This window comes from Pseudomonas sp. Emmai, from assembly GCF_055179735.1.
In genome coordinates this window covers 783,087-795,303 of sequence record NZ_CM143685.1, presented here as the reverse complement: position 1 = coordinate 795,303, position 12,217 = coordinate 783,087, and the positions used below count along the sequence as shown (strand labels likewise).

The window sequence follows — 12,217 nt, the reverse complement described above, 5'->3', positions numbered from 1 at the left end:
CCGGACCATGCAAACTCGTGACGACATTTTCAACACCCTGCGCGATGCCCTGGTCGAACTCTTCGAGCTGGACCCAGCGCGTGTCAGCCTGGAATCCAACCTGTATCAGGACTTGGAAATCGACAGCATCGACGCCGTCGACCTGATCGACCACATCAAGCGCCAGACCGGCAAGAAAATCGCCGCCGAAGAATTCAAATCGGTGCGTACCGTCAGTGACGTGGTCGAGGCGGTCTACCGTCTGGTTCAACCGGCCGCATGAGCCGATTGATCGGCCTCGGCCTGCTGCTGGCGGGCCTGCTGTACCCCTTTGCGGTGTATTTCGGCATGGAGCACTTTGCCCCGTGGCAGTTTGGCTTGCTGCTGGGCAGCCTGTGGCTGGCGCGTGCGCTGACCGGCGTGCGGCGCCCGGGCAGTCGATGGATGGCCATTATCGCCATCGTGTTTTGCCTGCTGCTGGCGGTGTTCGATAGCCCGGAACTGCTGCGTTGGTATCCGGTGCTGATCAGTGGCTTCATGCTCGCGCTGTTCGGGCTGAGCCTGAAATATGGCCCGCCCATGGCTGAACGCCTGGCCCGTCTGCGTGAACCGCAACTGCCGGCCAAGGCAATCGTTTATACCCGCCAGGTCACGGTGGCCTGGAGCGTGTTTTTTCTTTGCAACGGATTGTGCGCCGCCGCGCTGACCCTCTGGGCGCCGCTGAGTTGGTGGATGTTGTACACCGGCCTGATCTCCTATGGATTGATCGGCCTGATGTTTGCCATTGAATGGCTGATACGACAACGGGTACGAGGCCACCCATGAATTGGATAACACTTGAGCATTTGCTGCTCAAGGCTCAGCCGGAACGTGCCATGACGGCCGAACCGGCGCTGAATCACGCGCAACTGTGCGAACAGGCCCTGAGCCTCGCCGCCGGCCTGCAAGCCCAGGGCGTGCAGCGCATTGCCGTGCACCTTGAAGATGGCGCCGAGCTGGCGATTGCCCTGCTGGGCGCCTGGCGTGCCGGGGTCAGCGTGCTGCTGCCGGCCGATCTGCAAGCCCAGACGCGCCAGCGCTGGTCGAGCGAAGTCGATCTGTGGCTGACCGATCAGGCCGACGATGCGCACCTTGACGACTATCAGCATTCGCCAATGCCCGCCGCCGCGCTGGATCTGGATCGCTGCCAGCTCAGCCTGTGTACCTCCGGCTCCAGTGGCGAACCCAAGCGCATCGACAAAACCCTGCGCCAGCTGGCCAATGAAGTCCAAGCCCTGGAACAGCTGTGGGGCGCTGACCTCGGCCCGGCCTGCATCATCGGCAGTGTCGGCACCCAACACATTTACGGTTTGCTGTTCCGGGTGCTGTGGCCGCTGTGCGCCGGGCGGCCGTTCGTGCGCAAGCAACTGGCCTTCCCGGAAGACTTGCAGCGCGCCAGCCGCGAACACCCGGTGTTCGCCTGGGTCGCCAGCCCGGCGCTGCTCAAGCGCATGGGTGACAACCTCGACTGGCCCGCCCTGAGCGCGGTGCGCCGAGTGTTTTCCTCCGGTGGCGCCCTGCCCGCCGAGGCTGCACAAAGCCTGTTCGAGCGCTTGCAGCAATGGCCGACGGAGATCCTTGGCAGCTCGGAAACCGGTGGCATTGCCTGGCGTCAGGGGCAAGACCTGTGGCAGCCGTTCGCCGACGTGCTGCTGAGCCAGGACAGCGACGGCGCGCTGCTGATCGCCTCGCCCTACTTGCCCGTCGACCACGTCGAACACACCGCCGACGCTGCGCGGATCGCCGCCGATGGCCGTTTCGAACTGTTGGGACGGCTGGACCGCATCGTCAAACTGGAAGAAAAACGTATCTCGCTACCGATGCTGGAACAGGCGCTGATGGCCCACGACTGGGTCGCCGAAGCGCGCCTCGGGGTGGTCCAGGAAAACCGCGCCTCACTGGGTGCGCTGCTGGTGCTCAGCCAAAAAGGGCTGCATGCCCTGCGCAATCAGGGGCGGCGAACCCTCACCCAAGAACTGCGTCAGCACCTGAGCCAGCATTGCGAAGCCCTGGCCTTGCCTCGGCGCTGGCGCTTGCTGCGGCAACTGCCACTGAACGCCCAAGGCAAACTGCCTCAGGCCGAGGTCGAAGCGCTGCTACTGGCACCGCGTCCCAAGGGACCGGAGGTGCTGGAACAGGTCGAAACCGACGGCGAATGGAGCCTGCAACTGGCTGTGCCACCGGACCTCGCCTACTTCAGCGGGCACTTTCCCCAGGCGCCGGTATTGCCCGGCGTGGTGCAGGTGGATTGGGCGCTGAGCCTGGGTCAACAGCTGATGGACCTGCCGGCCAGTTTCGCCGGCATGGAAGTGCTGAAATTCCAGCAACTGGTGCGTCCGGGCGATGAAATCCAGCTGCACCTGCGGTTCGACCCGGTGCGCAGCAAGTTGTATTTCACCTTCCGCAATGACACCGCCACCTGCTCCAGCGGGCGGATTGTGCTGGAGGCAGCGGATGCATAACCCCTGCGCCATCATCCCGGTCTACAACCACGAAACCGCCATCACCACGGTGGTCGATGCCCTGCTCGCCAAAGGTTTGCCGTGCATTCTGGTGGACGACGCCAGCACCCCGGCCTGCGCCAAGGTGCTCGATCAACTGGCGCTGCGGGACAACGTCTATCTGATCCGCCTCACCGTCAATCAAGGCAAGGGCGGCGCGGTCATGACCGGTTTGCGCGAAGCCTCGCGCCTGGGCTTCAGCCACGCCTTGCAAGTGGACGCCGACGGCCAGCATGACCTGACCGACGTCGCCGCTTTCATCGAACTGTCCCGCGCCCACCCGGACGCGGTGATCTGCGGTTATCCGCTGTACGACGCCAGCGTGCCCAAGGGTCGTTTGTATGCGCGCTACCTGACCCACGTGATGGTGTGGATCAACACCTTGTCGTTGCAGATCCGCGATTCGATGTGCGGGTTCCGCGTCTATCCCTTGCCACCGACCCTGGCGCTGATCAGTTCGGCGAAGATCGGCAAGCGCATGGATTTCGACTCGGACATTCTGGTGCGGCTGGCCTGGCAAAACCTGCCGATGCAGTGGCTGCAAACCAAGGTCCATTACCCGCTGGATGGCGTTTCGCACTTTCGCCTGTTCCACGACAACGTTTTGATTTCGAGCATGCACACCCGGCTGTTCTTCGGCATGTTGCTGCGTGCTCCGGTGATCCTCTGGCGACGGTGGCGGGCATGAGCACTGACGCGGATAAAAAGCATTGGGCCGACCGCCAGGAGCGCGGCAGTTTCTGGCTGATGAAATTCACCGCTGTCTGCGCCAAAGTGCTCGGTCGGCGGCTGTTGAGCCCGTTGCTGTACGGCATCGTTTTGTACTTTTTCCTGTTCGGCCGCAGCGCGCGCAAAAGCGCCTGGCAATACCAGCAACGCCTCGCCGACTTCAGCGCGCGCCCAGCGTTGCGCCCGACCCATTGGCGGGTCTTCGGCCAGTTCATGGCCTTCGCCGATTCCATGCTCGACAAGCTCGACGTGTGGAACGGCAAGCTGAGCATCCAGCAGATCGAAATCGACGACCCGGCGCTGTTGCGCACCCAACTGCGCGGCGCCCGTGGGCAGATGCTGGTGGGCGCGCACCTGGGCAATCTTGAGGTCTGCCGTGCGCTGGCGGAGATCGGCGAACAAGTCACCATGAACGTGCTGGTGCACACCAAGCACGCCGAGCAGTTCAACCGCCTGCTCGGCGAAGCCGGGGCGACCAATTTGCGGCTGATTCAGGTCAGCGAACTGGACCCGGTGATCATGCTGCAACTGCACGAACGCCTGGAGCGCGGCGAGTGGCTGGCGATTGCCGGCGACCGCGTGCCGCTGCATGGCGGGCGTCGCGTGATCGTGGACTTCCTCGGGCATCCGGCGGCGTTCCCCCAGGGCCCTTGGCTGCTGGCCGGTCTGCTCAAGTGCAAGGTCAATCTGTTGCTGTGCCTCAAGCAACCGACGGGCGCCTACCGACTAAGCCTCGAACCCTTCGCCGAGGCTGTGGAGTGGAAGCGCAGCGACCGCGAACAGGTCATTCATCAGTGGGCTTCCCGCTACGCCGAACGCTTGGGTCACTATTGCCTTGAAGCGCCACAACAATGGTTCAACTTTTACCCTTTCTGGAAGACCGATGACGACGCCAACGCTTGAGCCGGTAACCTTCGGCGAACTCCCTTTGCGCATCGAAGACGTGCTGGCCCTGGCCAATCGTCAGGCGCCGACGCAGCTGCAGGGCGACCCTGAATTTCGCGAGCGCATCGCCAAAGGCGCGCGATTCCTCGATTCCCTGCTGGACAAGGAAGGCGTGATCTATGGCGTGACCACCGGTTACGGTGATTCCTGCGTGGTCGCGGTGCCGCTGCATCACGTCGAAGCGCTACCGCGTCATCTGTACACGTTCCACGGCTGCGGCCTGGGCAAACTGCTCGACGCCCAAGCGACCCGCGCCGTACTCGCGGCGCGTTTGCAGTCGCTGTGCCACGGCGTGTCCGGGGTGCGCGTGGAACTGCTGGAACGCCTGCAAGCCTTCCTCGAACACGACATCCTGCCGCTGATCCCGGAAGAAGGCTCGGTGGGCGCCAGCGGTGATTTGACGCCGCTGTCCTACGTCGCCGCGACCTTGTCCGGCGAGCGCGAAGTGATGTTCCGTGGCGAACGTCGCGAAGCTGCCGATGTGCATCGTGAACTGGGCTGGACGCCGCTGGTGTTGCGCCCCAAAGAAGCCCTGGCGTTGATGAACGGCACCGCCGTAATGACCGGCATCGCCTGCCTGGCCTTCGCCCGCGCCGATTACCTGCTGCAACTGGCCACGCGCATCACCGCGATGAACGTGGTCGCGCTGCAAGGCAATCCTGAGCATTTCGACGAGCGCCTGTTCGCCGCCAAGCCGCATCCGGGGCAGATGCAAGTCGCCGCGTGGTTGCGCAAGGATCTGGCGATCGACGCGCCGACCGCGCCGCTGCATCGCCTGCAAGACCGCTATTCCCTGCGTTGCGCACCCCATGTGCTCGGGGTGTTGGCCGACAGCCTGAACTGGCTGCGGTCGTTCATCGAGATCGAGCTCAACAGCGCCAACGACAACCCGATCATCGACGCCGAAGCCGAGCGCGTGCTGCACGGCGGGCACTTCTACGGCGGCCATATCGCGTTCGCCATGGACAGCCTGAAAACCCTGGTGGCCAACGTCGCCGACTTGCTGGATCGGCAACTCGCGCTGCTGGTGGACGAGCGTTACAACCACGGTTTGCCGAGCAACCTGTCCGGCGCCAGTGCCGACCGCGCGATGCTCAACCATGGCTTCAAAGCCGTGCAGATCGGCACCAGCGCCTGGACCGCCGAAGCGCTGAAAAATACGATGCCGGCCAGCGTGTTCTCGCGCTCCACCGAGTGCCATAACCAGGACAAAGTGAGCATGGGCACCATCGCCGCCCGCGATGCCGTTCGGGTGCTGGAGCTGACCGAACAAGTCGCCGCCGCGACCCTGCTCGCGGCTAATCAAGGCGTGTGGCTGCGTGGCCAGGCCGAGGACGCACGCCCCCTGCCGCCGTCCCTGGCGGCGATGCACGAGGAACTGGCCAAGGACTTCCCGCCGGTCATCGAAGACCGCGCCCTGGAAGGCGAACTGCGGCTGTGCCTGAAACGAATCGCCGAGCAACACTGGAGGCTGCATGCGTAGCAAGGGAGTGCTTCACGCCGATACGGAAATCCTCGTGCCGTTCTTCGACGTAGACACCATGCACGTGGTCTGGCACGGCCATTACGTCAAATACCTGGAAGTTGCCCGGTGTGCACTGCTGGACAAGCTCGGCCACAACTACACCGCGATGGTCGAGTCGGGTTTTGCCTGGCCGGTGATCGACCTGCAACTGCGTTATGTGCGCGGCGCGGTGTTCGGCCAGACGCTCAACGTGCGCGCCAGTCTGGTGGAGTGGGAGAACCGGTTGAAGATCAACTATCTGATCAGCGATCAGCAAACCGGCGAACGCCTGACCCGCGCCAGCACCGTGCAGGTCGCCGTCGACATGAGCAGCCGCGAGATGCAATTGGCCTCGCCGAAAGTCTTCACCGATGCTGTCGAAAGGATGCTGCCATGAACACCATTTTCAAATGCCTCGGCGCGTTAGCGCTGCTCGGATTGTCGTCACTCGCCAATGCCTTCGACCTGCAACAGCTCAGCGATCAACTGGCCAAACCCGACGTGATCCACGGCCACTTCATCCAGGAAAAACACCTGCGCGCGCTGCCGCAGCCGCTGGTCAGCAAGGGCAGCTTCGTCCTCGCGAAAAACCACGGCTTGCTGTGGCTGCTGAAAACCCCGCTGCAACAGGATTACCGCATCACCGCCAAGGGTATCGCCCGGCGGGATGCCAACGGCTGGCAGTTGCTGCCGGGCAAGAGCGCGGGCGCGGAGCAGAACCGTTTGTTCCTCGCCGTGTTGCAAGGCGACAGCAGCGGTCTGCAACGGGATTTCGAGCTGTCGCTGAGTGGCGACGCCCAGAAATGGAAGCTGACCCTGACCCCGCGCTCGATGCTGCTCAAGCAGGTGTTCAACCAGATCAACATCGACGGCGGCGAACTGGTCAACAGCATCGAACTGCTCGAAACCCAGGGCGACAGCACCCTCATGCGCATGCAGGACAGCACCAGCGCCCAACCGTTAAGCGATGCGGAGCAACATGATTTTGCCGAGTGAACGGAGGCTCCCACGGCTGTTCCTGATCCTGCTGCTGGCGGTGTTCGCACTCGCCGGTTGGCAATGGCGTGACGGCGCCCCGCTGTCGGCCAATCTGATGGAACTGGTGCCCGGCACGGCGCCGGACGCGCTGGAACTGCGCGCCGAACAACGCATGCAAGAACCGCTGAACCGCGAAATGCTGGTACTGGTCGGCCACACCGATCGCCAGCACGCGGTGGCCATGGCGCAGAAACTCGGCGAACAGTGGCAGGCCAGCGGCCTGTTCGAAAAGGTCCAGTGGACCCTGCAAGCCGACTTGCCCGCCCTGCGCACGCAACTGCTGCAAGGCCGGCTGGCGATGCTCGCGGACGCGGATCGGCAACAACTGATCAAACATCCCGACGCCTTTATCCAGCAACGGGTGCAAGCGCTGTTCGACCCCTTCACCGGTTTCAGCCTGGTGCCGAGCCAGGACGACTGGCTGGGCCTGACCGGGCGCATCCAGAACAGCCAGCCACAACATGGCGCGGTGCAACTGGACATCGGCAGCGGCGCCTTGATCGCCGATGCCGACGGCAAGAGTTGGGTGCTGCTGCGCGCGCGCACCACCGGCAACGCCTTTGACATGAACCTGCCGCTGCAAGTGGCCGACCTGCTCAAACACAGTCGCGAAGAAGCCGCCCAGGGCGACGTGCAATTGCTCGCCGCCAGTGGCTTGCTCTATGCGGCCAACGGTCAGCAACAAGCGAGCCGGGAGATGACCTGGGTCGGTGGCGGCGCCACGTTGGGCATTCTGTTGCTGCTGTTGCTGGCCTTCCGGCGTTTGCGCGTGTTGCTCGCGTTTGTCCCGGTATTGGTGGGCATGTTGTTCGGTGGCGTGGCGTGCGTGGCGCTGTTCGGCCATATGCATGTGATGACGCTGGTACTCGGTTCGAGCCTGATCGGCGTCGCCGTCGATTACCCGCTGCACTACCTGTCCAAGAGCTGGAGCCTGAAACCCTGGAACAGTTGGCCGGCCCTGCGCCTGACCCTGCCGGGGTTGACCCTGAGCCTGATCACCAGTTGCATCGGCTACCTCGCCCTGGCCTGGACACCGTTCCCGGCGTTGACGCAAATCGCTGTGTTCTCCGCCGCCGGCCTGCTCGGTGCCTACCTGTCGGCGGTGTGCCTGTTGCCGGCGCTGCTCAAGGGTTCTGACCTGCGTCCGGCGCAATGGCCGTTGCGGGTGGCCGAATTTTTGGTGAACCTGCGCGAAGCGATGCTCCAGCGTGCCCGCACGCCGGTGTTGCTGGCCCTGCTGACCGCCTTCTGTATCGGCGGTCTGTTGCAGCTCAGCACCAAGAACGACATTCGCCAATGGGTCGGCATGCCGCAGCACTTGACCGACGAAGCGCAAGCCATCGCGCGCATCACCGGCTACCAGCCCACCAGCCAGTTTTTCCTGATCCGCGCCGCCAACCAGCAAGAATTGCTCGAACGCCAGGCCGCCCTCGGTGATCGCCTGGAGCAACTGGTCAACCTCGACAAGCTCCAGGGTTTCCTGTCCCTCAACCAATTGGTCAGCCAGCCGAGCGAACAGAAGCAAATGCGCGACGCGCTGACCAAACTGCCGCAGTTCTGGCAACCGTTGCTCGACGTCGGTGTACCGGTCGAGGCGTTGCAAGCCGAGTTGACGAAGTTACAGGCGCTGCCCACCGAAGACATCGACGCAGCCCTGGTTGGGCCGCTGGCCGAGCCTTATCGCACCCTGTGGCTGGGGCCGACCGATGACGGTGGCGTAGCGGCCATGGTCAGCCTGCAAGGCTTGAACAATCCGTCGCTGCTGCGGGTCCAGGCCCTGGACTTGCCGGGGGTGGAACTGGTGGATCGTCTGGGCGAACTGAATAAGGTGTTCGCTGAAACCCAGATCAGCGCGGCGGAATTGAAACTCGCCTCCTGCGTATTGATCGTGCTGGTGCTGATCCTGCCGTTCGGCCTCATCGGCGCCTTGAGAATCGTCGCCCTGCCGCTGCTCGCCGCACTGTGCAGCCTGGCCAGCCTCGGTTGGCTCGGCCAGCCGCTGACCCTGTTCAGCCTGTTTGGCCTGCTGCTGGTCACGGCGATCAGCGTCGATTACGCGATCCTCATGCGCGAACAGGTCGGCGGCGCCGCGGTGAGCCTGCTGGGCACCTTGCTGGCGGCGCTGACCACGTGGCTGTCGTTCGGTTTGCTGGCGGTGTCCAGCACACCGGCGGTGAGCAACTTCGGCCTGTCGGTGAGCCTCGGCCTGGCGTTCAGCTTCATCCTCGCACCATGGGCGGGCCGTCAGACCCACGCCGTGGCAGTCGCGGAGCCAACAGCATGATGATCGCGCTGTTTTGGGCCATGGCCCTGGGGATGTTCGCCGTGGCCACCCGCGTCGGTCGGCATTTCGGCTTGATCCCGATTGTCAGCCAGTTGCTGCTGGCGACGTTCGGCCTGCCGCTGCTGATGTATTTCTGGATCGAACCGGGCTGGCAGCTCAGCGGCGCCGCGCTGATTTCCCCGGTGTGGCTGAAAAACCTCTACAGCCTGAGTTTCGCGCTCTTGCTGGGGCACATTCTCAGCGACGTGATCGACCTGAAGCTGGATCGCCAGAGCCTGAAAATCGCCCTGCCGAGTTTCTGCCTGCCGTTCGCCTGCGGGTTGGCGACGGCGGTGTGGCTGTTGCCGCCGCAAGCGTGGATCAGCTCGCTGGCCGTCGGTTTGGTTTTCGCCATCACCGCGATCCCGGTGTTGTACCTCTACCTGCGACACATCAACTACCCGCCCGACGCCACCCGGCGCCTGGTGCAGACCGCGATCCTGATCGACCTCACCTGCTGGACGCTGTTCGGCTTCGCCCAGGGCAGCCTGCATCTGAGTAGTCTGTTGCTGCCCTTGGCCGGCGCCTGTTTGCCGGTGCTGTTGCGCTTGCTCGGTTTGCGCCAACCGTTGTTGTACAGCGGCGGCTTCTTCGCGCTGCTGGTGGTGGCCGAGCACTTCAAGCTCAACGCGCTGATTTTCGGCATCGGCTATTTGCTGTGCATGGCCGCGCTCAAAATACCGCTGGTGTTGCCGTTGCCGGCGCTGTGGATGAATCGTTTGCAGACCTGGATCGCCATCCCGCTGATCCTCACATTCGGCATCGTGCAGATCGATGTGCACGCCGCCATGGCCAGCCTCGGTTGGTTGCCACTGGCCGCGCTGTTGCTGTTGCCGATTGCCAGCAAACTGCTGGGCAACTGGCTGGGTCTGGGCTGGGCCGGCGTTTCGGTGGATGGCGCCAGTCGCTGGCGCGAAAGCCTGCTGCTGAATATTCGCGGGTTGAGCGAGATCGTCTTTCTCAACCTGCTGCTGCAACAACACCTCATCAGCCCGGCGCTGTACTTTGCGCTGATGCTGATGGGCCTGATCGCAACACTGCTGCCGGCACTGGCCGGCATGCATCGAATCCCGCTGATTATCGCCACCCCGGCAAGGAGTCCACGTGCCAATCGTTGAAATGGAACATCGTCAGGTAGTGGTCATCGGGGCCGGGCCTTCGGGCGCCATCGCCGCCGCGCTGCTCAAGCGCAAGGGTCACGATGTATTGGTGATCGAGCGCCAGCATTTCCCACGCTTTTCCATCGGTGAAAGCCTGCTGTCCCACTGCCTGGATTTCGTCGAAGAAGCCGGCATGCTCGACGCGGTAAACGCCGCCGGGTTCCAGCTCAAAACCGGTGCCGCATTCGCCTGGGGCGAGCAGTACAGTGCCTTCGATTTTGGTGACACGTTCAGCAACGGCAAGCCGACCACCTTCCAGGTGCAACGCGCCGATTTCGACAAGCTGCTGGCCGATCAAGCGGCGCTGCAAGGCGTGGAATTGCGCTATGGCGAAGCCATCGTCAGCGCCGATTTCAGCCTGGCGAAACCGCAGCTGACGGTGCTGCGCGAGGATGGCAGCGAGTACCGTGTCGAAGCCGATTTCGTGCTGGATGCCAGCGGCTACGGCCGGGTGTTGCCGCGCTTGCTTGACCTCGAAGCGCCGTCGAACTTCCCGGTGCGCCAAGCGGTGTTCACCCACGTCGAAGACCACATCGACCACCCGAACTTCGACCGCACCAAGATCCTCGTCACCACCCACCCGATCCATCGCGATATCTGGTTCTGGACCATCCCGTTCAGCAACGGCCGTTGCTCGGTGGGCGTGGTGGCGGCGGCCGAACATTTCGAAGGCCGCACCGATGATCTCGACGAGTGCCTGCGCGGCTTTATCGCCGAAACCCCAAGCCTTTCCGGTGTGCTGAACAATGCCGTGTGGGACACCCCGGCACGCACCATCGGCGGCTACTCGGCCAACGTCAAAACCCTCCATGGTCCAGGCTTTGCACTACTGGGCAACGCGGCGGAATTCCTCGACCCGGTGTTCTCCTCCGGCGTGACCATCGCCATGCGCTCGGCGAGCATGGCCGCCGGTGTATTGCATCGGCAATTGCAGGGCGAAAGCGTCGACTGGCAGACCGAGTTCGCCGACCCGCTGAAACGCGGCGTCGACACCTTCCGTTGCTACGTCGAAGGCTGGTACGCCGGCACCTTCCAGGACGTGATTTTCCACGACGGCAGCTCCACCGATATCCGCCGCATGATCGCCTCGATCCTCGCCGGTTACGCCTGGGATGAACGCAACCCGTTCGTCAGCGAAGCGAAACGCCGGTTGAAGGTGATTTCGGAAATTTGCGCACGGGAAGCCACATGAGCTACCTGAGCGACAACTACGTCGAGGAAACCAAATTCGGTTTCTGGTTCCTGCGTAGCCATACCTGGCAGCACCATGTGCTGCGGGTGGCAATCAATGATTTGCGCGGTTTGTTCAGCGAGTCGCCACCCAGCCACCCGGTGTTGCTGGATGCCGGTTGCGGCCAGGGCAAGTCGTTCCAGTACCTGCGCCAGACCTTTGCGCCCCAGCGTCTGATCGGTGTGGATGCCGATCCGCACAGCCTGAACCTCAGCGGTGAAGAAGCGGCGCGCCAGGGTATGAGCGTGGAACTGATCGGCAGCGATTGCGCGACGCTCAACGTACCGGACGCCAGTGTCGACCTGCTGTTCTGCCACCAGACCTTTCATCATCTGGTGGAGCAGGACCAGGCGTTGGCCGAGTTCTATCGCGTACTCAAGCCCGGCGGCTATCTGCTGTTCGCCGAGTCCACCGAGGCTTACATTGATACGTGGGTGATTCGCTGGCTGTTCCGGCATCCGATGCACGTGCAAAAGAGTGCGGCCGGGTATCTGGAGATGATTCGCCAGCAGGGTTTCGAATTCGGCCCGCAGAATGTGTCTTATCCGTACCTGTGGTGGAGCCGCGCCAAGGATTTCGGTTTGCTTGAACGCTTTGGTTTGCGCAAGCCCAAGCCCTTTGGCCAACGGGAAGAAACCCTGGTCAATGTGGTGGCGCGCAAGCCGCTTGAAGGTGCTGTGTGATGTCTGGCGCAACTGAAGGGCTTTTGTGGCGAGGGGGCTTACCCTCGTTGGGCTGCGAAGCGGCCCCAAAACCTGCAACCGCAAA

General features: G+C 63.3%; 12 protein-coding genes. All 12 read left to right on the top strand.

The window, feature by feature from the left end; genetic code table 11:
* The first annotated feature begins 7 nt into the window (after nt 1–7).
* From ACY4LX_RS03555 to ACY4LX_RS03500, 12 genes are read left to right on the top strand one after another with little or no spacing between them, the layout of a single operon-like run.
* On the top strand, nt 8–262 hold the full coding sequence (locus ACY4LX_RS03555) for an acyl carrier protein (protein WP_007947135.1): 255 nt from the start codon (nt 8–10) through the stop codon (nt 260–262).
* On the top strand, nt 259–804 hold the full coding sequence (locus ACY4LX_RS03550) for a COG4648 family protein (RefSeq protein WP_149659198.1): 546 nt from the start codon (nt 259–261) through the stop codon (nt 802–804). Before ACY4LX_RS03555 ends, ACY4LX_RS03550 begins: the two co-directional genes overlap by 4 nt.
* Entirely contained in the window at nt 801–2,480 is a 1,680-nt protein-coding gene (locus tag ACY4LX_RS03545) for an AMP-binding protein (RefSeq protein ID WP_463259180.1), read from the top strand. The genes ACY4LX_RS03550 and ACY4LX_RS03545 overlap by 4 nt, the downstream gene beginning before the upstream one ends.
* Nucleotides 2,473–3,207: a glycosyltransferase family 2 protein gene (locus ACY4LX_RS03540; protein WP_149659196.1), complete on the top strand. Its 735-nt coding sequence runs from the start codon at nt 2,473–2,475 to the stop codon at nt 3,205–3,207. Before ACY4LX_RS03545 ends, ACY4LX_RS03540 begins: the two co-directional genes overlap by 8 nt.
* Nucleotides 3,204–4,151, top strand: coding sequence for an LpxL/LpxP family acyltransferase (locus tag ACY4LX_RS03535; protein ID WP_463259179.1), 948 nt, complete (start codon nt 3,204–3,206; stop codon nt 4,149–4,151). The genes ACY4LX_RS03540 and ACY4LX_RS03535 overlap by 4 nt, the downstream gene beginning before the upstream one ends.
* On the top strand, nt 4,132–5,676 hold the full coding sequence (locus ACY4LX_RS03530; protein ID WP_149659194.1) for an HAL/PAL/TAL family ammonia-lyase: 1,545 nt from the start codon (nt 4,132–4,134) through the stop codon (nt 5,674–5,676). The genes ACY4LX_RS03535 and ACY4LX_RS03530 overlap by 20 nt, the downstream gene beginning before the upstream one ends.
* A complete protein-coding gene (locus tag ACY4LX_RS03525; protein WP_149659193.1) occupies nt 5,669–6,094 on the top strand; it encodes an acyl-CoA thioesterase in 426 nt (141 codons plus the stop codon). The genes ACY4LX_RS03530 and ACY4LX_RS03525 overlap by 8 nt, the downstream gene beginning before the upstream one ends.
* The gene (locus ACY4LX_RS03520) at nt 6,091–6,693 is read left to right on the top strand and encodes an outer membrane lipoprotein carrier protein LolA (protein ID WP_463259178.1); all 603 of its coding nucleotides are present in this window, start codon (nt 6,091–6,093) and stop codon (nt 6,691–6,693) included. Before ACY4LX_RS03525 ends, ACY4LX_RS03520 begins: the two co-directional genes overlap by 4 nt.
* Nucleotides 6,677–9,019 carry an MMPL family transporter gene (locus tag ACY4LX_RS03515; RefSeq protein ID WP_463259177.1) on the top strand — a complete coding sequence of 781 codons (2,343 nt, stop codon included), beginning with the start codon at nt 6,677–6,679 and terminating at the stop codon, nt 9,017–9,019. The genes ACY4LX_RS03520 and ACY4LX_RS03515 overlap by 17 nt, the downstream gene beginning before the upstream one ends.
* Nucleotides 9,016–10,176 carry a cation:proton antiporter gene (locus ACY4LX_RS03510; RefSeq protein ID WP_463259176.1) on the top strand — a complete coding sequence of 387 codons (1,161 nt, stop codon included), beginning with the start codon at nt 9,016–9,018 and terminating at the stop codon, nt 10,174–10,176. The genes ACY4LX_RS03515 and ACY4LX_RS03510 overlap by 4 nt, the downstream gene beginning before the upstream one ends.
* The gene (locus ACY4LX_RS03505; protein WP_149659189.1) at nt 10,163–11,410 is read left to right on the top strand and encodes an NAD(P)/FAD-dependent oxidoreductase; all 1,248 of its coding nucleotides are present in this window, start codon (nt 10,163–10,165) and stop codon (nt 11,408–11,410) included. Before ACY4LX_RS03510 ends, ACY4LX_RS03505 begins: the two co-directional genes overlap by 14 nt.
* Nucleotides 11,407–12,132 carry a class I SAM-dependent methyltransferase gene (locus ACY4LX_RS03500; protein ID WP_149659188.1) on the top strand — a complete coding sequence of 242 codons (726 nt, stop codon included), beginning with the start codon at nt 11,407–11,409 and terminating at the stop codon, nt 12,130–12,132. Before ACY4LX_RS03505 ends, ACY4LX_RS03500 begins: the two co-directional genes overlap by 4 nt.
* Nucleotides 12,133–12,217: the final 85 nt, after the last annotated feature.

Excerpts from the sequence above, each read along its gene's own strand:
- ACY4LX_RS03520 (WP_463259178.1), top strand. The coding sequence starts at position 6,091 with ATGAACACCATTTTCAAATGCCTCGGCGCGTTAGCGCTGCTCGGATTG.
- ACY4LX_RS03530 (WP_149659194.1), top strand. The coding sequence starts at position 4,132 with ATGACGACGCCAACGCTTGAGCCGGTAACCTTCGGCGAACTCCCTTTG.
- ACY4LX_RS03540 (WP_149659196.1), top strand. The coding sequence starts at position 2,473 with ATGCATAACCCCTGCGCCATCATCCCGGTCTACAACCACGAAACCGCC.
- ACY4LX_RS03545 (WP_463259180.1), top strand. The coding sequence starts at position 801 with ATGAATTGGATAACACTTGAGCATTTGCTGCTCAAGGCTCAGCCGGAA.
- ACY4LX_RS03550 (WP_149659198.1), top strand. The coding sequence starts at position 259 with ATGAGCCGATTGATCGGCCTCGGCCTGCTGCTGGCGGGCCTGCTGTAC.
- ACY4LX_RS03500 (WP_149659188.1), top strand. The coding sequence starts at position 11,407 with ATGAGCTACCTGAGCGACAACTACGTCGAGGAAACCAAATTCGGTTTC.
- ACY4LX_RS03510 (WP_463259176.1), top strand. The coding sequence starts at position 9,016 with ATGATGATCGCGCTGTTTTGGGCCATGGCCCTGGGGATGTTCGCCGTG.
- ACY4LX_RS03555 (WP_007947135.1), top strand. The coding sequence starts at position 8 with ATGCAAACTCGTGACGACATTTTCAACACCCTGCGCGATGCCCTGGTC.
- ACY4LX_RS03525 (WP_149659193.1), top strand. The coding sequence starts at position 5,669 with ATGCGTAGCAAGGGAGTGCTTCACGCCGATACGGAAATCCTCGTGCCG.
- ACY4LX_RS03515 (WP_463259177.1), top strand. The coding sequence starts at position 6,677 with ATGATTTTGCCGAGTGAACGGAGGCTCCCACGGCTGTTCCTGATCCTG.
- ACY4LX_RS03535 (WP_463259179.1), top strand. The coding sequence starts at position 3,204 with ATGAGCACTGACGCGGATAAAAAGCATTGGGCCGACCGCCAGGAGCGC.